Origin of the sequence: Micromonospora sp. NPDC049374, assembly GCF_040677165.1 — a bacterium.
Taxonomy (GTDB): domain Bacteria; phylum Actinomycetota; class Actinomycetes; order Mycobacteriales; family Micromonosporaceae; genus Micromonospora.
Genome location: NZ_JBFAQH010000001.1, coordinates 92,597 through 110,627 on the forward strand (window position 1 = coordinate 92,597; position 18,031 = coordinate 110,627).

Genomic DNA, 18,031 nt, shown 5'->3' on the forward strand with positions numbered 1-18,031 from the left:
CACGGCAGCGAGGCGTACGGCACTGTTGCCAGGTATTGGCAACAGCATGGTACGGGAAATACGCTCACCCCTGCTGGCGGGCACGGGTCCGCCGGCGCGTGGGAGGTCACGTGGAAACCCTGGCGATGCACATCTCCAACGGCATCATCAACGGCCCGGTCGCCGCGGTCTTCGCGGTGATCGCGCTGGCGGCGATGGCGTACTGCGTGATGCGTGGCCGGCAGGACCTGGACGACCGGCTGGCGCCGATGGCCGGCCTGGTCGCCGCGTTCATCTTCGCCGTGCAGATGCTCAACTTTCCGATCTTCTCCGCCGGGGTCAGCGGCCACCTGCTCGGCGGTGCGCTCGCCGCCATGCTTGTCGGGCCCTGGGTCGGCGCGCTCTGCGTCGCGGTGGTGCTTGTGGTGCAGGCCCTCGTCTTCGGTGACGGCGGCGTGGCCATGCTCGGCCTCAACATCACCAACATGGCCGTGATCGGCATCGCCGTGGCGTACCTGCTGATCGCGCTGCTGCTTCGGCTACTGCCCCGCACCCCGGCCGGGTTGGCGGTCACCGCCTTCGTCTCCGCGCTGGTCAGCGTGGTCGTCGCGGCGATGGGCTTCGTGTTGCAGTACCAGCTCGGCGGCACCACCGATCTCGGCGGCAACCTGGCCGGCCTGGCCGGCACCATGGCCGTGTCCCACCTGTTCATCGGCGTCGGCGAAGGGCTGATCACGGCCACCACCGTGGTCACCGTGGCGAAGGTCCGCCCCGACCTGGTGTACGCGCTGCGCGCCCTGAAACCGGCCGCTCCGGTGACCGTGCCGACCGTCGGAGGTGTCCGGTGAGGAAGTGGGGTTTCATCGTCGGTGGACTCCTCGTCGCCCTGCTGCTGGCCGGTGTGGTCAGCAACTTCGCCTCGTCGCATCCGGACGGGCTGGACTCGTCGCTGCGCGAGGGCTGCACATTCAACGCCGACGACGAGATCACCGGCGGCAGTTGCCCGGCGCAGCAGGAGCAGGAACACGAGATCGGCGGACCGCTTGCCGACTACGGCATCGCGGGTATCGACAACGATTTCCTCTCCACCGGGCTCTCCGGCGTGCTGGGCGTACTGCTGACCTTCGCGGTGGCCGGCGGTGCCTTCTGGCTGGTCCGCCGCCGGCAGCCGGGGGCGGAGCACGCGACCGGGCCGGAGCGCACCGACCCGGCCGCTACGAGCGGCGGGTAGCCGAGGTGGGGGCAGGTCACGCCCACGTGCTGTACCGGGCGGGCGACTCCCCGGTGCACCGGCTACCGCCGGAGGCCAAGATCGCGGCGATGGTGGCGTTCACCATCGCCGTGGTCGCCACCCCCCGCGAGGCGCTCTGGGCCTTCGGCGCGTACGCCCTGCTGGTCGCGGTCGTCGCGGCGCTGGCCCGGGTGAACGCGCGTTGGCTGCTGTTGCGGTCGACAATCGAGCTGCCGTTCGTGCTCTTCGCCTTCGCCCTGCCGTTCCTCGGCGCGGGCGAGCGGGTCGACGTGGCCGGGCTGCACCTGTCGGTCGACGGTCTCTACGGCGCATGGAACATCATCGCCAAGGGCACCCTCGGCGTGTGGGCGTCGCTGCTGCTGGCGGCGACCACCAGCACCCGTGACCTGATCGTGGGGCTGGACCGGCTGCGCTGCCCGCAGATCCTCACCCAGATCGCCACCTTCATGCTGCGCTACCTCGACGTGCTTGTCGGCGAGGCCCGGCGGATGCGTCTGGCCCGGATCTCCCGGGGCGACGACCCGCGCTTCGTGTGGCAGCTGCGTGGCTTCGCCGCCGGCATCGGGGCGCTGTTCCTGCGCGCCTTCGAGCGCGGCGAGCGGGTCTACCTGGCGATGCTGTCGCGCGGCTACTCCGGCCGGATGCCGACGGTGTGGCAGGACACCGCGGCGGCGACGACCGGGCAGTGGCTGATCGCGGCCACCGTACCGGTCCTGGCGGGCACCGTCGCCGCCACCGCCGCCGTCCTGACATGATCGAAGCGTGCAGCCCACTCCGCCCAGCCTGGACGTCCGTGGCGTCCGGTACGCCTATCCCGACGGCCATGTCGCGCTGCACGGCGTCGACCTGACCGTGGCGCGCGGCGAGCGGGTCGCGCTGCTCGGCCCCAACGGAGCCGGCAAGACCACGCTGGTGCTGCACCTCAACGGCATCCTGACGCCCACCGAGGGCCACATCGCGGTCGGTGGGCTGACCGTCGGCCCGGACCGGGCGACGCTGGCGGAGATCCGCCGCCGGGTGGGCATCGTCTTCCAGGATCCCGACGACCAGCTCTTTCTGCCCACCGTGGCCGAGGATGTGGCGTTCGGGCCCGCCAACCTCGGGCTGCGCGGGCCGGAACTGGCCGCCCGGGTGGACGAGGCGCTGGCCGCGGTGGGCATGTCCGAGCACCGCGACCGGACCCCGCACCATCTCTCCTTCGGGCAGCGTCGCAGGGTGGCGGTGGCCACCGTGCTCGCGATGCGGCCGGAGATCCTGGTACTCGACGAGCCGTCGTCAAACCTCGACCCGGCAGCACGGCGGGAGCTGGCCGGCATCCTGCGTACCCTGCCGGTGACCCTGCTGATGGTCACCCACGACCTGCCGTACGCGTTCGAACTCTGCGACCGCTCGGTCATCCTCGATGGCGGGCGGATCGTGGCCGACGGGCCGACAGCCGTCCTACTGGACGACGAGGAACTGCTCGCCCGGCACCGCCTCGAACTGCCCTACCCGTTCCGTCCCACCCCGGGGCGCAGGCCGATCAGCGAGTAGCGGCCGGCGCGTGGCGGGCGGCGGCGTGCAGGCGCAGCAACGCGGCGGCCAGCGCACCGGCGCCGGCCACCAGGACGAGGACGACAAGTGTCCGGGCGACCGTGGGCGGCCACGGCACCGGCAGCACGGCCCGGGCGAACCCCGCGGCGTTCGTCACCCCGGCGAACAGGGCCAGGCAGACGCCGGCCAGCGCCACCACGAAGTCGACGTCGGAGCGGAAGGCCGACGCCTGCCGCCCGGTCCCGGCGGACGTCCGCGCACCCGTCGCGGCGGGTCCACCTCCGCCGCGCACCGTGCGCGCTCCGGCGGCGATGGCACCCAGTCCGGTCAGCAGCGCCCAGACCGGACCGGTAAGCAGGCCCGTCAGCACGCCGCCGAGACCCTGTGACCCGGCGTCCAGGGTCCGCCCGAGGGCGAGCGCGACAGCCGCGATCCCGCCGACGATCAGCAGCCCGCCGAGGGCGACAAGCGCCCGCCGGCCGGGGCCGGAGGCCGCCGGCAGCACCCCGAGCGCACCGACCGCCAGCGCACCGACGGTCGCCACCACCCACCAGGTGTACGCGTCCGGCGGCGGTACCCAGTCCAGGGTGCCGCGGATCTCCAGCGGCCCGTCCGCGTCGCGTAGCGGTACCACCCAGTCGCGTACCCGGTGCTCGCGGTCGGGCGCCGCGCGGACCTGGGCGGGCGGTCCCGGCTCGCGCCACAGGGCCCGCTGGTCGTGCCAACGGGCCGTCGTCCCGCCGTCGACGCGACGCCAGCGCGGCTCGGCAGCCGGGTCGGCGTCGGCCGGCAGGGCGGTGTCGCCGACGATCGTGCGGTTGAGGTAGGTCGCGGGCGAGCGGGAGTTCTCGTAGACGCCGTCGGGTCCGACCCGCAGGTACGGCTCGCCCGAGTAGCCGATCACCTCGACCGGGGTGTCGCCGGTGTTTGTCAGTTCCAGCCGGGCACCCGCCTCGACGACCCGTACCCGCAGGTCCGGGCGGCCGACGTCGGTGACGGCCACCCGGTAGTCCGTGCCGTTCGGCGCATCCGCGCCATGGGCGAGGGCGGGGGCGGCGGTCGCGAGGGTCGCGGTGACCGTGGCGGCGAGCAGCAGCCCGGCCCGGGTGAGCAGGGTCACCGGCCGGCCGCCTCCACCGCTGCGGTGATGTTCTCCGGCGTCCACTCCCGCACCGGCTCCCCGTCGACCAGGATGGTCGGCGTACCGGTGACGTTGGCGCGGCTCGCCTCGGCGGTGACATGCTCCGTCCACGGCTGGTACTTCCCGTCCCGGACGCAACTGCCGAACGCGTCGCGGTCCAGCCCCACCTCGACCCCGATGTCGATCAACTCGTCGTTGCTGAGCCCGGCACCGCCCTCCGGTGGCTGCCGTTCGAACAGCGCCTTGCTGAACTCGGTGAACCTGCCACCTTCGGCGGCGCAGCCGGACGCGGCCGAGGACCGGGTCGAGTACTCGGTGCTGGAGTAACGGTTGAGGTAGGCCACCGGGTGGTACACCACCCGCACCTTGCCGTCGGCGACCAACTGCTCGATGGTGGCACCGCTGGTCTGCTCGAACTGCTTGCAGGCCGGGCAGAGGTAGTCCTCGTAGATGTCGACGGTCACCGGCCCGGATCCGACCACGACGCCGGTGCCCGCGTCGTTGGCGCCCGGCGGCGCGGTGAACTCGTCGGACTCCTGACTGGACCAGACGCTCCAGCCGATCAGGCCGGCGATGACCAGCACCAGCACCGCGCCCAGGGAGATCCACAGGGTCCGTTTGCGGCGCCGCTCCCGAGCCAACTGCTCCCGGACCACCCGGGCCGCGTCCTTGCGCCCCTTGCGACTACTCATTGTCGTCCTCCACCGGTTCGCCCGTCAGCGCGCCGTCGGCGGAGACGGCGGTACGGGGCCAGATCAGCAGGAACCCGGCCAACGCCAGGAAGCCGATGTCCCGGAGGATCTCCGGGAGATAGCTGGGGCTCTCCCCGGCCGGCAGTTCGCCGCCCACCCCGAAACAGCCGCAGTCGATGGCCAGCCCGCGCGACCAGGCCGAGACGATGCCCGCGATGAAGACCAGCAGCAGGGCCGCGGAGACTCCGGCGGCCAGCCTGGTGGCCAGCCCGAGCAGCAGCAACAGGCCCAACGCCAGCTCGACGAAGGGCAGCGCCGCGCCGACCACCATCGCCACGTCGTACGGCAGCACCTGGTAGGCGTTCACCGCACGACCGGAGGCAGCCAGGTCGCCGACCTTCGACCAGCCAGCCCACAGCCACACGACGGCCAGGCCGAGCCGGACGGCGAGACCGAGCCAGGGGCGCCAGGTGCGCAGTTTGGTGTTCATCCGGCCAACGCCTCGCCGACCGCGTCGACCAGTTCGGCCCGGGCCCGCGCCACCCGGGAGCGGATGGTGCCGACCGGCACCCCCTCCACCGCGGCGGCCTCGGCGTACGACAGGCCGAGCAACTGGGTCAGCACGAAGGCCCCGCGCCGTTCGGCGGCCAGCCGGCGGACCAGGTCCGTCGCGCCGAGCTGGCCGGCCGGGTCGGGGTGCGGCACGTCGGTGTGCGCGTGGGCGGTGAGACGTTGATCGAGTCGCCGCCGCCGCACCACGGTGCGCAGGTGGTCGGCGCAGGTCCGCCGGGCGATGCCGAGCAACCAGGTGCGCGCGCTGGACCGGCCGGCGAAGGCGGGCAGCGCGCGGAAGGCCCGCAGGTAGGTCTCCTGGGTGAGATCGTCGGCGCTGTCCGGATCGATGAGCGCCGCGGCGAACCGCCACACCTCGGCCTGGGTGGCGCGGACGAACGCGGCCTGGGCGACCGGGTCGCCGTCCCGGGCGGCGAGCGCCCACCGGGTGGTCGGGTCGACGGTCGGGTCCGGCTCCCCGTGCGGCGACATCCGGGCAGGTCGCCGGGGTCGGCCGGCGGCGCGGTCCGTGCCGACGGTACCGGTGTCGGCGGTGGTGGGGGTGTCGCGCGGGGCGGGGATCACGACAATTTAGGTTACGCGGCGCAACGGCGAGCAGCAGAGTCCTTCGGCCCTTCCATGGGGTGCGCCACTCCGGGAACTTTTCCGGCGTCGTGACCGACTATCCGCCTATGACGTCCGGTCCGGTTCCCGCGCGCCCGCGCCCGCGCCCGATCACGGAAAATCGGGATCAATCGATAAATGTGGCTCGCCTGGGACGGGTGTCGTCGGCGACCATGGGCGGCATGACTGCCGCCCATCGCCGCCGGTTCGCCCGGCTGGCCGCGACCGCCGGCCTGTTGGTCGCCGTCGTGGCGCTGCTGCTCGTCCCCGCCAGCCCGGCCAGCGCCCACGCCGTGCTGTCCAGCAGCAGCCCGGCCGCCTCGGCCGTGGTACCCGCCGCGCCGGCCGAGGTGGTGCTCACCTTCAGCGAGACGGTACGCAAAGTGCCGGACCGGATCCGGGTGATCGCGCCGGACGGGTCCCGGGCGGACCAGGGCGAGCCCACCTTCGCCGGCAGTGTGGTCAACATCCCCGTCGACACCGGTCGCGGAAACGGCACCTACCTGGTCACCTACCGGGTCATCTCCGCGGACAGCCACCCGGTCTCCGGCGCGTTCACCTACTCGGTGGGCGCGCCCTCCGAGCCGCCGGTGGACAGCGGCGACGACGGCCGGGCCGACCCGGTGGTCGGCAACGCGGTCAAGGTCGCCAAGTTCGTCGGCTACGCCGGACTGCTGCTGGTCATCGGCTCGGCGCTGGTGCTCGCCCTGCTCTGGCCGCGCCGGCTGTCCCGACGCGGGCCGGCCCGGCTGGCCTGGACCGGTCTCGGGCTGGTGGCGCTGGCCACGGTGGCGGCGGTCCTGCTCCAGGTGCCGTACACCAACGGCGGCGGACTGTTCGACATCACCGGTGACGGGCTGAGCCTGGTGCTCGGCAGCGCCTTCGGCGCCGCTCACCTGGTCCGGCTCGGCCTGCTGGCCGCGGTGGCGTTGCTGCTGCGCCCGCTGCTGGCCGGCCCGGTGGGCCGGCCGGACCTGGTGATCCTGGGCGTGCTCGCGGTGGGCGCGCTGCTCACCTGGCCGATGGCCGGGCACCCGGCCGCCTCGCCCGCCCCGGCGGTGTCGGTGCTCGTGGACGCGGTGCACCTGGGTGGTATGGCCGTCTGGCTGGGCGGCCTGGTGATGCTCGCCGTGTTCCTGCTGCCCCGGGCCGACGAGCGGGAACTGGGGGCGATCCTGCCGATCTGGTCACGGTGGGCGGCCCTGGCGGTCTCCGCGTTGCTGCTCGCCGGCACCGTCCAGGCGCTGATCGAGGTGGCCACCCCGGCGGCCCTGGTGAACACCACGTACGGCCGGCTGGTGCTGGCCAAGATCGGGCTCTTCGTCCTGGTGATCGCGGTGGCCGCCTACTCCCGTCACCTGGTACGCACCCGGGTCGCGGCCAGCCGACCGGCCCCGGTACGCCGGGCGATCTGGGCGGAGCTGGCGATCACCGCGATCGTGCTGGGGGTGTCGGCCACCCTGGTCCAGACGACACCCGCCCGCAGCGTGGCCACCGATGTGGCCGCCACCGACAGCGGGTACTTCAGCACCACGGCGACCAGCTCGCTCTACTCCATGCAGATCGAGGTGTCGCCGGCTCGCCGGGGCAACAACTCGGTGCACCTGTACGCGTACACGCTGGACAACCAGCCCCTGCCGGTCGTCGAGTGGCAGGTCACGGTCGCCCTGCCGGCGGCCGGGATCGAGCCGATCCAGGTGCCCCTGCTGCCGCTCACCGACAACCACGCCACCGGCGAGATCAGCCTGCCCGCGGCGGGCGAATGGGAGCTGCGGGTCACCGCCCGTACCACCGAGATCGACCAGGCCACGGTGACCGCCACCGTGCCCATCCGATAGAGAGGTTCCATAGATGCTCCGTCACCGGCGCTTCGCCGCCACCGCCGCCGCTCTGACGCTCGGCGCCGTCGCCACGGCCGTGTTCGGCTTCGTGGCCCCGGCGTCGGCGCATGTCACGGTCAACCCGCGCGAGGCGACCCAGGGCGGGTACGGCCGGCTCGCGTTCCGGGTACCGAACGAGAGCGACGCCGCGTCGACCACCAAGCTGGAGATCTTCCTGCCGGAGAACGCGCCGGTCGGCTCGGTGTCGACCATGCCGGTGCCCGGCTGGACGGTGGCCGTGGAGAAGCGGCAGGTCGACCCGCCGGTGCAGGTGCACGGCAGCGAGATCACCGAGGTGGTCTCGAAGATCACCTGGACGGCCGGCGAGGGAGCCGCAATCGCACCCGGCACCTTCCAGGAGTTTCCGATCTCCATGGGCCCGCTGCCCGAGGTGGACCAGATGATCTTCAAGGCGTTGCAGACCTACTCCGACGGTGCCGTGGTGCGCTGGATCGACGAGCCGCAGCCCGGTGGCGAAGAACCGGCCGCCCCGGCGCCGGTGCTCACCCTCGCCGCCGCCGGCTCCGACACGCCGACGACGGCACCGGCCGACGCGCCCGCGGCGGCACCCGACGACAGCGACGACGAGGACGGCAACGGTCTGGCGGTGGGCCTCGGCGTCGCCGGGCTGCTCGCCGGCCTCGGCGGCCTGGTGCTCGGTGGACTGGCCTTCGCCCGCACCCGGCGCTCCAGCGAAGCGACCCCGGGCGACGAGTCGACGACGACCTCCTGAACCTCACCGCGTCACAGGCCCGCCGGGTGATCTCGGCGGGCCTGCCCGCTTTCGGCGTCCGTGCCGTGGATATCCGCTGATTGGCGGGTCGGCGTAGGTAAGGTCGGCCGGGTGTCTGGCTACAGAGGGGAACAGGGCGCATGCGTTTGGTGTGGACGCTGACCGGAATGCTGCTGCTGACCGTCGGCACCGCCGCGCTGATCGGTGCGGCCGCGCTCGGACTGCTGACCGGCCACGCCGGCCCCGACGGGGCGTTCGCCGCCCGGTTCGAGACCGTGCAGACCCCGGGTCACGCGGTGGTGGTGACCGACCTCGACGCGCTGGTACGGCAGGAGGTGCCGTTCGCCCGGGGCGGGCAGGCCCGGGTGCGGCTGGACGCGCGTACCCCCGACGGGCCGGCCTTCGTCGGGCTGGCACCGGCCGAGGAGGCGCAGCGGTGGCTGGCCGGCGCGCCGCACGCCGCGGTCCTCCGGATGTCGCTGGCCAGGGGGCCGCTGCCGGTCCGGCTGGAGCAGGTGACCCCGGCGGCGGGGACGCCGCCCACCGTCCCGGCCGCACCCGCCGCGCAGACCTTCTGGGTACGCGCCGGCTACGGCACGCTCGAGTGGAACCCCGGCGACCTGGCCGGGCAGCGGCTGAGCCTGGTGCTGATGCGACCCGACGGTGGGGCGGGGGTGACCCTCGACCTGGACGCGGAGCTTCGGGCCGGCTGGATCACCCCGGCCACCTGGGGCTCACTCACCGGCGGCACGTTGCTGGTGATCCTCGCCGCGTTGGTGCTGCTGCGGCCGCTCCGGCCGCGCGAAGTTGTCTTCGTGGTCGAGCCGGACCAGGTGCCGGTGCTCGCCGGACGACTCGGGATCAGCTCGCTCACCGGCCTGGGTGCTCCGCCGCCGCCCGGCCCCCGCAGACTGCCCGAGCGTCAACTCGTCCCAGTCGCCGCCACGGTTCCCGCCACCACGAGCCGCCCCGCGATCGGCCCCGTCCCGCGCCCCGCCACCCTCGCCGAACTCCCCGACCCATACACCCCGCCCCGCCCCCTCCGCCCACCCGCCCCCCCAACCTGACCCACGCGCCCCCGCGCGCCCCGCGCCCCCGCGCGCCCCCGCGCCGATCTTGCACTTATGGTCGCGACGAAAGGGATAAAAGCGGTGTATCGACGACCAAAACTGCAAGATCGGCGAGGAAGGGGTGGGGGTGGCGTGGGTGGCCGTGACTGCAAGATCGGCGAGGAAGGGGTGGGGGTGGGGTGGGTGGCCGTGACTGCGGGATTGGCGGGAGCGGGCGGGCGGCCCTCCGTGCTGCCGACGCGGAGGGCCGCCCTTCACCGGGGGATATCGGTGTCCGTGGGGCTTTGGTAGCCCTGAGACCAGATTACCGATGAATGGGTGCCTCGGGAAGAGTGTCCGACTTTGCGCGCTGTCGCCTCGGCACCTGGGCGCCGGGACGCACCGGCAGGACGACCAGCAGTACGAGGCAGAGCCACACGTACGCGTTGCGGAGCAGGAACTCCCACGGACTGCCGGTGGGCGATGGGGTGATTCCCCAGTCGTAGAAGGACACCACTCCGTACACGATGATCGCGGTGACGGCGACGGCGAGGATCACCAGCCGGCGGCGTCGGCGTGCCCCCGCGACCGTGCGCGGATCGGTGTCCAACGCCGCGTCGGCCAGGATCATCACCGCCGGGATGAACCAGTAGATGTGGTGGGTCCAGGTGATCGGGCTGACCAGCGCCGCCACCAGGCCGGTCAGCGTCAGGCCGGTCAGCGCGTCCCCGGCCTGCGACGCCCGGACCGCCCGCCACAGCCCGTACCCGGTGGCCACCGCGACCAGCAGCACCCAGATCAGCCGGCTCGGCTCCTCCGGGGCGGTGAGCCGGCTCAGCAGTCCGAACAGTGACTGGTTGCCGGTGTAGTCGGTACGGCCGACCCGGTCGGTGGCCCACAGCTCGTGCGTCCAGAACCGCCACGAATCACCGGGCGCGACCGCCGCGGCGAGCAGGGTCGCCCCGGCCGCGGTCGCCACGGCCACCACCGCCGCCCGCCACCGCCGGGTGGCCAACAGGTAGATCACGAAAATGGCCGGGAACAGCTTGAGCGCCGCCGCCAACCCGACGCCCACGCCGGCCCAGCGGCTTTCTCGGGGTACGGCGAACAGCAGGTCGGCCAGGATCAGCAACACCAGCAGCATGTTGATCTGCCCGAAGGTGATCGTCTCCCGGGTGCTCTCCACGCCGAGCACGATCAGCACGCCCACCACGAGGGTGAACAGATGGGGCAGGCGGTGGCGACGGATCACCGGGTCGAGCAGCCACTTCGTGGTGACCACCACGCCGAGCAGGGTCAGCCCGGTGAAGATCGTCACCGTGGCGCCCAGCTTCAACCAGGAGAACGGCAGCAGGACCAGAGCGGCGAAGGGCGGATAGGTGAAGTACAACTCGCCCTGCACCCGGTCCGGTTGTACGTAGTCGTACAGCGGGTTGCCGGCGGCCCACCAGTCCATGGCCGCCATGTAGATCTTCAGGTCGAAGAAGTTGTGGGTGCGTCCCGGCAGGTAGAGGGCCGGGAGCACCGCCGCCAACGCCAACGCTCCCACGACCCGGCGGGCCGTACGGCTGCCCTGGTCGTCCAGGTCGACGCTGGGTGGTGTGGCGGGTTCGGCGGGCACGGGGAAGACCCTAGCGGTCGGTGACCGTGGCGGCGCGCAGCCACGAGAGTTGGGCTGCGCGTAGGCTGTCCCGGTGGCTGATCTTCTCGTCTGGATCGACTGTGAGATGACCGGGCTGGACCTCGGTGGCGACAAACTGATCGAAGTCGCCGCGCTGGTCACCGATCCCGATCTCAACGTGCTCGGTGACGGCGTCGACGTGGTGATCCACGCTGACGACGCCGCGCTGGACGCGATGCCCGAGATCGTCCGGACGATGCACGGCAAGTCGGGGCTGACCGACGAGGTACGCCGTTCCACCGTGACCCTGGCCGAGGCGGAGGAGCGGGTGCTCGACTACGTCTCCCGCCACGTCAAGGACCCGCGTACCGCCCCGCTCTGCGGCAACTCGATCGCTACCGACCGTGGTTTCATCGCCCGGGACATGCCCCGCCTCGACGCCCACCTGCACTATCGCATGATCGACGTGTCCTCGATCAAGGAACTGTGCCGTCGCTGGTACCCCCGCGTGTACTTCGGTCAGCCCCAGAAGGGCCTGGCGCACCGGGCCCTGGCCGACATCCGGGAGAGCATCCGGGAGCTGGAGTACTACCGGCGCACCATCTTCGTGCCCCTGCCCGGTCCCGACGTGGAGAGCGCCAAGGCCATCGCCGGGCAGCTCTGACCTGCCCCGGGCTGCTGCGGCGGCCTGGCGCGGACGCGTCGCACCCCCGGCGGCAACCCGCTGGACGTGGTCGGCCGTGGTGGGGGTATGATTTCACCGCACCCGCCCCGGGCTATCGACCGGGCGCGGCGGCATGGTGGCTGTAGCTCAGTTGGCAGAGCACCGGGTTGTGGTCCCGGTTGTCGTGGGTTCAATTCCCATCAGTCACCCCACCGGTCAGGCCCCCTCCACGGAGGGGGCCTGACCTTTTGGAGTGACCGGCGGCCGGGTCTGCGGCCCGCTGCGGGGAGCAGCCACCCCGGTTTGCGGCATGACGCGGTATGCCCGTCGGCGGAGGCCGCAGTTTGCGGCATGACGCGGCACCGGTGCCGGCGTGGGGTCAGGCGCCAGGGTCCTCGCTCGCCTCGACGTCTGGGTCGGTTTCGTCGTTGGCCGCCGGCTCGTACGGCAGGGCGCTACCCTTGACGTACTCGTCCCAGCTCATGTTCCAGTCGGTCCAGCCGTTGCCGAGCTGGAGCTTGCGCTCGGTGCCCTTGACCACGATCGGGTCACCGACCTTCGTGTTGTTGAACAGCCAGGCGCCGTTGGCCATCGAGACGTTCACGCAGCCGTGCGAGACGTTGGTCGTGCCCTGCTGCCCCTCCGACCAGGGTGCCGCGTGGATGAACTCGCCACCCCAGGTGAGCCGCTGCGCGTAGTCGATCTTCGTCCGGTACCCGTCCTCGGGACCCAGTTCGTCGTACGTGTCGAAGACCGTCTTGCGCAGCTTCTCCATCACCACCATGGTGCCGCTGGAGGACGGGGTGCTCTTCTTGCCCAGGCTCACCGGGATCGTCTTGATCTTCTCGCCGTTCTTGGTGACGGTCATCCGCTTGGTCCGGTTGTCCACCGTCATCAGCAGCTTCGGGCCGATGGCGATGTCGACGGTCAGGTCGGCCCGGCCGTACCAGCCGTCGCCCAACGGCAGCCCGCCGGCCTGGACCCGGTACGACACCTTGCTGCCGGCCTGCCAGAACTCCTTCGGCCGGTACCGGACCTCGGTCGGGCTGACCCAGTGCCAGATGCCCTCCTGGGCCGGCTCCGAGGTCACCGTCATCCGGCGTTGCAGGTCGGCGCGGTACTTCTCCGGGATGTTCCGACCGAATTTCACAATCAGCGGCATGGCCACCCCGACCGTCTGGTCGTCGCCGAGGAAACTGCTGATGCGTACCTGATTCTCCGGCTCCTTCATCACCGTGAAGGCGCTGGTCGCGGTCGCCGGCAGCCCGTCGTCGCCGGTCGCGGTGACGGTGGCGGTGTACGAGGCGCCGTAGGTCAACGCCTTCGACGGCAGCCAACTCCGGCCATCGGCGGCAAGGTCGCCCTCGACCGCCTCGCCCTCGGCGTCGGTCAGCTCGACCGTGACGTCCTCGGCCTGCTCGGCGGCGAAGGCGATCGCCGCCGACGCCGGCACGTCCTTGGCGTCCGCCGCCGGCTCGCTGATGCTCACCGACGCCTTCGCGGCCGGCTGATCGGCTCCGTCCTGCCAGCCCGGCCCCTTGTCGCCACCCTTACCGCCGGTACAGGCGGAGGTAAGTGCCAACGTCACGGCGAGCATGCCCGCGACGAGCACCCCCCGCCTCCGGTTGCGCTGGTCCCGAACTCGCATGGTGTCCTCACAGTCGTGGTCCGCTGCCCGTCCACATCACTGACGCACCAGTTCACGTACCCGTTGCGACAAGTGAACCGAAACACGTGGAAGCGGGATGTCCGGATAGTGACATATTTCGTCCGGTCATACGGCCGGACCGGCGCCACCGTCCGGAACTGGCAGCGCACTGCCCTTGACGAACTCCGACCAGCTCAGGTTCCACGCGGTCCAACCATTGCCGGCCGCCAGCTTGCGCTCGGTGCCGGCGATGGTGATCGGATCTCCGATCTTCGTACGTTGGAAGAGCCAGCGGGCGTTCGCCATCGAGATGTTCACGCAGCCGTGCGACACATTCTGCCGCCCCTGGACATTCTCCGACCAGGGTGCGGCGTGGATGTACTCGCCGCCCCAGGTGAGTCGCTGGGCGAACTCGATGTCGGTGACGTACCGGTTCTCCGGATCCGGGTCGTCCATCGTGTCGAAGACGGTCGCTTCCTTCTTCTCCATCACCACAAGCGTGCCGCTGGACGAGGGGGTCTTCTTCTTGCCCAGGCTGACCGGCAACGTCTTGATCAACCGCCCGTCCTCGTACACCCGCATCTGCTTGTCCGAGTTGGTCACCTTCATCTCGAAGGCCGAGCCGATCTTCGCGGTGGCGTTGCGGTCGACGTTGCCAAACCGGCCGTTGCTCAGCGGAATACCGGCCAGCGCGATGCGCACGGTCAGCTTGGTGCCGGCCTTCCAGTACTCCGGCGCGCGGTAGTACGCCTGCGTGCCGTTGCTCACCCAGTGCCAGGCACCCGGCTGTGGCGGGTCGGTCTGCACGAACATCCGCTTCTGCACCTTGGCCCGGTCCTTCTTCGGGATGCCCGGATGGAACTCCGCCACCACCGGCATCGCCACCCCGTACGTCCGGTCGTCGAACAGGTACAACCCGGAGGTGATCATCGAGCCCGGCTTGGCCATCGTGGTGAACGTGCTGGTGCCCTCGCTGACCGTGCCGTCCGGCCCCTTCGCGGAGACGGTGGCGGTGTAGCGGGTGGACCATTTCAGCGGGGCCGACGGAACCCACGAGGATCCGTCCGTACGCAGCTTGCCCTTTACCGTCTTGCCGTTCTCGGTCTTGAGGGTGACCTGCGACACCTCGCCGCCGTCCGGCAGCTTGGCACCGATCTCCACGGAGACCGGCCGGTTTTTCGCCCCGTCGGCCGGGCTCACCGCCAGTGGCGGACCACTCGACACCTCCGGCGCCCCCGGTGCTCCCGGCGTCTCCGTGCCGGTCGTCGTCCCTGGCGTCTGACCGGGTACGAACTCGGCCGCTGCGCGATCCTCGCCGCAGCCCGACAATGCCAGCGACGCCACCAGTCCCAAGGCGCTCAACAACGCCCCGGCCCGCGCGAACCTGCCCATCCCCACCCCTGTCCTAGCGCACCTGGCGGACATCGTGCCGTATCGCTGCCGCCCGGCATCACCCCGGTCCCACACTTTGCGAGGGGTTTTCGTCAAATGTCCGGAAAGCTCGACCGAAGGGAGGACCCGGGGATCGGATTGGAACCCGGTTCAGGGTGCGTGCTAGTGTTTCCCCCGTTGTCAGCGAGCGCCGCTAGCTCAACTGGCAGAGCAGCGGACTCTTAATCCGCGGGTTCGGGGTTCGAGTCCCTGGCGGCGCACCAACGAGCAAGGCCCTGACCTGGTAGAACTCTGCCGGTCGGGGCCTTTTTCGCGTACGTGGGTGGCGGTGGTCGCTCGGTGGGTGCTCGGGAGCCGTTGGACCGGGCCGGCGTCGGTGGGACGCGGTGCGGTGCCAGCGGACAGACCCATAGATCAACGGGGTGCGTTGCTGCCGGTGCGTCTCGGGCGTGGATGGGGGCTGGTTATGCGTCGGATCGTGCGTAGGTCGGTGCGGGCCATTCTGCTCGACGAGGACGACCGCCTCGTGCTGATCAAGCGGATCAAGTCCGGCCAGGCGCCGTACTGGACGACGCCGGGTGGTGGCGTGGAGTCGACAGATGTCTCCCTGGAGGCTGCGCTTCGTCGGGAGTTGCATGAAGAACTCGGTGCCGAGGCCGACCGGTTCGCCCAGGTGTTCCTGTTCACCGCACCCGCTGGTGAAGGCGTTTCCGTGCAGCACTTCTTCGCCTGTCGGCTACTTGAGCTGCGGGAGGATGCTCGAACCGGGCCGGAGTTCGATGATCCATCGCGTGGTGACTATCAGCTCGATCGAGTGACGATCGACGAGCTGCCGGCGGTGGATCTCAAGCCGGAAGGGCTGGCCGAGTTCATCACCTCCAACAAGGAGGCACTGCTCTCGGTGTAGGCAGCTTGGCCAGAGCATCCTTGCCTGGAGTCGGCGTCGCCCCGCCGCCGCACAACCCCTACGCTGGCGGCATGAGGGAACCCAGTGCGGACCGGACCTACGCCACGCCGGATGACCTCCCGGTCTCGGCTCTGTTGCCTGAGCTGCTGCGGAGTGTTCGTGAGGGGCAGGTCGTCTACCTCAGCGAGCAGGATGAACCGGTCGCCGCTGTCGTGCCGCTGGAGGTAGCGAGGGCGGGCTTGGCGGCACTGGGCCGATCCGACGAGGGGCTGCGGTGACGGTCCTGCCTGGTACCTGTTGATGAATCAGCACCCGGCGGCGCCGGCTGAGTCGATCCCCGACGAGATCCGTGTCGATGTGGAGACGCTGTGGCGCTACCACGACATGGGCCACGAGCTGCGGCCGTGTGACGTGGGGATCGGGCTGGGCAGCCATGACCTCGGTGTCGCGGTGATCGCGACGCGCTTGTTCCACGAGGGATTGTTTCCCTGGATCGTGTTCACCGGGGCGAACGCGCCGACGACGGTGGAGCGGTTCCCTCGCGGCGAGGCTGTGCACTACCGCGAGTACGCGATGGAGCAGGGCGTGCCGGCGGATTCGATTCTCGTGGAGCCACGGGCGACGAACACCGCCCAGAACCTGGAGTACACCCGGCAGCTCCTGGCCGAACGGGGAATCCCGGTGCGGTCAGTGTTGATCATGTCGCGGCCGTACCAGCAGCGTCGGGCGTACGCCACGTGCAAGCTGATGTGGCCGGAGGTCGACGTGGTCTGCGCGTCGAACCCGTTGGCACTCGACGACTACGTGCGCAACATCGGTCACCCGCGGCGGGTGGTGGAGATGCTGGTCGGTGACACCCAGCGGATCGAGGTGTACGCCGAGCGCGGGTTCGCGATCCCACAGGAGGTGCCGGACGAGGTCCGGGCCGCCTTCGAGCGACTGATGGCGGCCGGTTACACGAGCCGGCTGGTCTGACGACGGCTACCAGCGTGGTCCACCCGACCGGACGCCCATCCGTTCGCTGAGTTCGACGGCCAGACGGGGCGGCCGGGGGCGGATGAGGATGTCCCGGACGAGGTCGCGGGAGAGCCGGTGGTAGCGCACCTGGTCTCGGCCGATGACCTCCGCGTCCAACAGCGCGCCGAGGGCGTCGTCGATGCGGTTCCAGCGCGCCAGCGCTCGCGCGGTCTCGATGGCGTGGCGGACCTGCCGCTCGATGGGCAGGGCACCGGTATCGAGTGGGGTACCTATGGCGATGGCGCGTTGCACGTCGCCGAGTTCCATCGCCACGGTCGTCTTGTGGATCGACACGTTGGTGGGGCCGAAGGCGGTCCACACGTGGTTGTCGTCGGCGCCGAGTCGGGTCGCTGCGGCGTCGGCTTCGGCGATGTGGATGTCTGCGGAGGCGCGGTCGTCGTCGCGGGCGGCGGCGAGGGCGCAGACGAGGTGCAGGCTGCCGTAGACCGACAGCAACTGCGGTGTGGGCTTGGTCAGCCGCGATTCGAGGAACTGCGCTGCGATGGCGGCGAGGCCTCGGGCCTGCGCGTATTCACCGATCGCAATCAGAGAGTGCGCGGCGGAGCGGCTGAGCGAGCCGATGACGACGTGGTCGTGGCTGGCGTTGGCGGCGGCCAGCCCTCGACTGGCCGCGGTCCATGCGAGATCACCTTCGCCGAGCTTGGTGAGGAATAGCGCGGCGAGCTGGTGGGCATAGGCGGTCATCGCGTGTGCACGCTGGCCGTCGTCTCCGTCGTAGGCCTCGGTGGCGGTCAGGCAGTCGTGGATGAGGTACGGAAGCCGGCGAGCGAGGGTGCCGTATCGCGAATGCTGATAGGCGGTCCAGATCTCGGCCACGTCATTCTCGATCTCACGCATGGCAGGCGCATCGACAGCAGCCGGACTGGCCAGAGCTGGCGCGAGGTGCCGGTAGTCGTGAAGCGCGGCGCGCAACGCGGGAATGGTTTCACGCCCTGAGTCGTCGGACCACTCGAACAAGCTCGGTGCGCCGATCAGGTCCCCAAGAGAGACATCGAGGGCCTTGGCGATTGCGCGAATGACCGAGAGTCGGTCCAGGTCGGCGCGGTTCGTCTCGACCTTGCGTAGCCACTCCTGGGTCTTGCCGACCAGTCCGGCCAGCACCTCCTGGGAAAGCCCTCGCCGCCGCCGGTAGAAGGCGACGCGCTGGCCGATGGTCATGTCGTCCGTCATTCCTCGCACACCATCACCCTGCCCGCTGATGTCCGCCTGACCCGGTACGAATTTTCCCGGTCCCTTCGACAGGTCGCCCCTACGTTCAGTGCACCCCAGGTCACCGTCGCATGTCGATGCCTAGGCCTGGATCGCCTGACAGAGAGCTGCGGATGG

18 protein-coding genes, 2 tRNA genes and 1 pseudogene are annotated in these 18,031 nt (G+C 70.9%); 13 read left to right on the forward strand and 8 right to left on the reverse strand.

From position 1 onward, the window contains the following. Positions 1–110 precede the first annotated feature (110 nt). Genes AB0J93_RS00430 through AB0J93_RS00445 form a run of 4 tightly spaced genes read left to right on the forward strand, consistent with a single transcriptional unit; the run spans position 111 to position 2,764 of the window. The gene (locus AB0J93_RS00430) at positions 111–827 is read left to right on the forward strand and encodes an energy-coupling factor ABC transporter permease (protein ID WP_363916663.1); all 717 of its coding nucleotides are present in this window, start codon (positions 111–113) and stop codon (positions 825–827) included. Then, positions 824–1,210 carry a PDGLE domain-containing protein gene (locus AB0J93_RS00435; protein ID WP_363916665.1) on the forward strand — a complete coding sequence of 129 codons (387 nt, stop codon included), beginning with the start codon at positions 824–826 and terminating at the stop codon, positions 1,208–1,210. Before AB0J93_RS00430 ends, AB0J93_RS00435 begins: the two co-directional genes overlap by 4 nt. Positions 1,211–1,215: 5 nt before the next feature. Beyond that, positions 1,216–1,986, forward strand: a complete 771-nt coding sequence (gene cbiQ, locus AB0J93_RS00440) for a cobalt ECF transporter T component CbiQ (RefSeq protein ID WP_363916667.1) — start codon at positions 1,216–1,218, stop codon at positions 1,984–1,986. 7 nt (positions 1,987–1,993) lie between these two features. Continuing rightward, a complete protein-coding gene (locus AB0J93_RS00445; protein WP_363916669.1) occupies positions 1,994–2,764 on the forward strand; it encodes an ABC transporter ATP-binding protein in 771 nt (256 codons plus the stop codon). Here AB0J93_RS00445 and AB0J93_RS00450 read toward each other — a convergent pair. Genes AB0J93_RS00450 through AB0J93_RS00465 form a run of 4 tightly spaced genes read right to left on the reverse strand, consistent with a single transcriptional unit; the run spans position 2,754 to position 5,641 of the window. Further along, on the reverse strand, positions 2,754–3,884 hold the full coding sequence (locus AB0J93_RS00450) for a hypothetical protein (RefSeq protein ID WP_363916671.1): 1,131 nt from the start codon (positions 3,882–3,884) through the stop codon (positions 2,754–2,756). The two genes, AB0J93_RS00445 and AB0J93_RS00450, sit on opposite strands and share 11 nt — an antisense overlap. Further along, positions 3,881–4,597, reverse strand: coding sequence for a thioredoxin domain-containing protein (locus AB0J93_RS00455; RefSeq protein WP_363916673.1), 717 nt, complete (start codon positions 4,595–4,597; stop codon positions 3,881–3,883). Before AB0J93_RS00455 ends, AB0J93_RS00450 begins: the two co-directional genes overlap by 4 nt. Then, positions 4,590–5,087 (reverse strand): MauE/DoxX family redox-associated membrane protein, encoded by a 498-nt coding sequence (locus tag AB0J93_RS00460; RefSeq protein WP_363916675.1) that lies wholly within the window; start codon positions 5,085–5,087, stop codon positions 4,590–4,592. Before AB0J93_RS00460 ends, AB0J93_RS00455 begins: the two co-directional genes overlap by 8 nt. After that, entirely contained in the window at positions 5,084–5,641 is a 558-nt protein-coding gene (locus tag AB0J93_RS00465) for a sigma-70 family RNA polymerase sigma factor (protein ID WP_363917644.1), read from the reverse strand. The genes AB0J93_RS00460 and AB0J93_RS00465 overlap by 4 nt, the downstream gene beginning before the upstream one ends. 305 nt (positions 5,642–5,946) lie before the next feature. Here AB0J93_RS00465 and AB0J93_RS00470 point away from each other — a divergent pair, with 305 nt between their 5' ends. The 3 genes and pseudogenes from AB0J93_RS00470 to AB0J93_RS00480 all read left to right on the forward strand — a co-directional run. Then, on the forward strand, positions 5,947–7,611 hold the full coding sequence (locus AB0J93_RS00470) for a copper resistance protein CopC (protein ID WP_363917646.1): 1,665 nt from the start codon (positions 5,947–5,949) through the stop codon (positions 7,609–7,611). A 13-nt stretch (positions 7,612–7,624) separates the two neighbouring features. Next, complete coding sequence (locus AB0J93_RS00475) at positions 7,625–8,386, forward strand: YcnI family protein (protein ID WP_363916677.1); 762 nt, start codon at positions 7,625–7,627, stop codon at positions 8,384–8,386. A gap of 665 nt (positions 8,387–9,051) precedes the next feature. Beyond that, positions 9,052–9,276 (forward strand): annotated as a pseudogene (locus tag AB0J93_RS00480) (hypothetical protein); the annotation flags it as partial. Positions 9,277–9,760: 484 nt separating this feature from the next. Here AB0J93_RS00480 and AB0J93_RS00485 read toward each other — a convergent pair. Next, entirely contained in the window at positions 9,761–11,056 is a 1,296-nt protein-coding gene (locus AB0J93_RS00485) for a glycosyltransferase 87 family protein (protein WP_363916679.1), read from the reverse strand. 73 nt (positions 11,057–11,129) lie between these two features. Here AB0J93_RS00485 and orn point away from each other — a divergent pair, with 73 nt between their 5' ends. Next, positions 11,130–11,720 carry an oligoribonuclease gene (gene orn / locus AB0J93_RS00490; protein ID WP_363916681.1) on the forward strand — a complete coding sequence of 197 codons (591 nt, stop codon included), beginning with the start codon at positions 11,130–11,132 and terminating at the stop codon, positions 11,718–11,720. A gap of 136 nt (positions 11,721–11,856) precedes the next feature. Continuing rightward, a tRNA-His gene (locus AB0J93_RS00495) sits at positions 11,857–11,932 on the forward strand. Between the two features lie 167 nt (positions 11,933–12,099). Here the strand turns inward: AB0J93_RS00495 and AB0J93_RS00500 are convergent. Next, a complete protein-coding gene (locus AB0J93_RS00500) occupies positions 12,100–13,368 on the reverse strand; it encodes an Ig-like domain-containing protein (protein ID WP_363916683.1) in 1,269 nt (422 codons plus the stop codon). Positions 13,369–13,494: 126 nt separating this feature from the next. Then, a complete protein-coding gene (locus tag AB0J93_RS00505) occupies positions 13,495–14,760 on the reverse strand; it encodes an Ig-like domain-containing protein (protein WP_363916685.1) in 1,266 nt (421 codons plus the stop codon). 187 nt (positions 14,761–14,947) lie between these two features. Here AB0J93_RS00505 and AB0J93_RS00510 point away from each other — a divergent pair. The 4 genes from AB0J93_RS00510 to AB0J93_RS00525 all read left to right on the forward strand — a co-directional run bounded on the left by AB0J93_RS00510 (position 14,948) and on the right by AB0J93_RS00525 (position 16,642). Then, a tRNA-Lys gene (locus tag AB0J93_RS00510) sits at positions 14,948–15,023 on the forward strand. Between the two features lie 215 nt (positions 15,024–15,238). Next, positions 15,239–15,667 carry an NUDIX hydrolase gene (locus tag AB0J93_RS00515; RefSeq protein WP_363916687.1) on the forward strand — a complete coding sequence of 143 codons (429 nt, stop codon included), beginning with the start codon at positions 15,239–15,241 and terminating at the stop codon, positions 15,665–15,667. A gap of 71 nt (positions 15,668–15,738) precedes the next feature. Further along, on the forward strand, positions 15,739–15,945 hold the full coding sequence (locus tag AB0J93_RS00520) for a hypothetical protein (RefSeq protein WP_092382243.1): 207 nt from the start codon (positions 15,739–15,741) through the stop codon (positions 15,943–15,945). A gap of 16 nt (positions 15,946–15,961) precedes the next feature. Continuing rightward, positions 15,962–16,642: a YdcF family protein gene (locus AB0J93_RS00525; protein ID WP_363917648.1), complete on the forward strand. Its 681-nt coding sequence runs from the start codon at positions 15,962–15,964 to the stop codon at positions 16,640–16,642. A 6-nt stretch (positions 16,643–16,648) separates the two neighbouring features. Here AB0J93_RS00525 and AB0J93_RS00530 read toward each other — a convergent pair whose 3' ends face one another. Continuing rightward, positions 16,649–17,875, reverse strand: a complete 1,227-nt coding sequence (locus tag AB0J93_RS00530) for a helix-turn-helix transcriptional regulator (protein ID WP_363916689.1) — start codon at positions 17,873–17,875, stop codon at positions 16,649–16,651. Positions 17,876–18,031 lie beyond the last annotated feature (156 nt).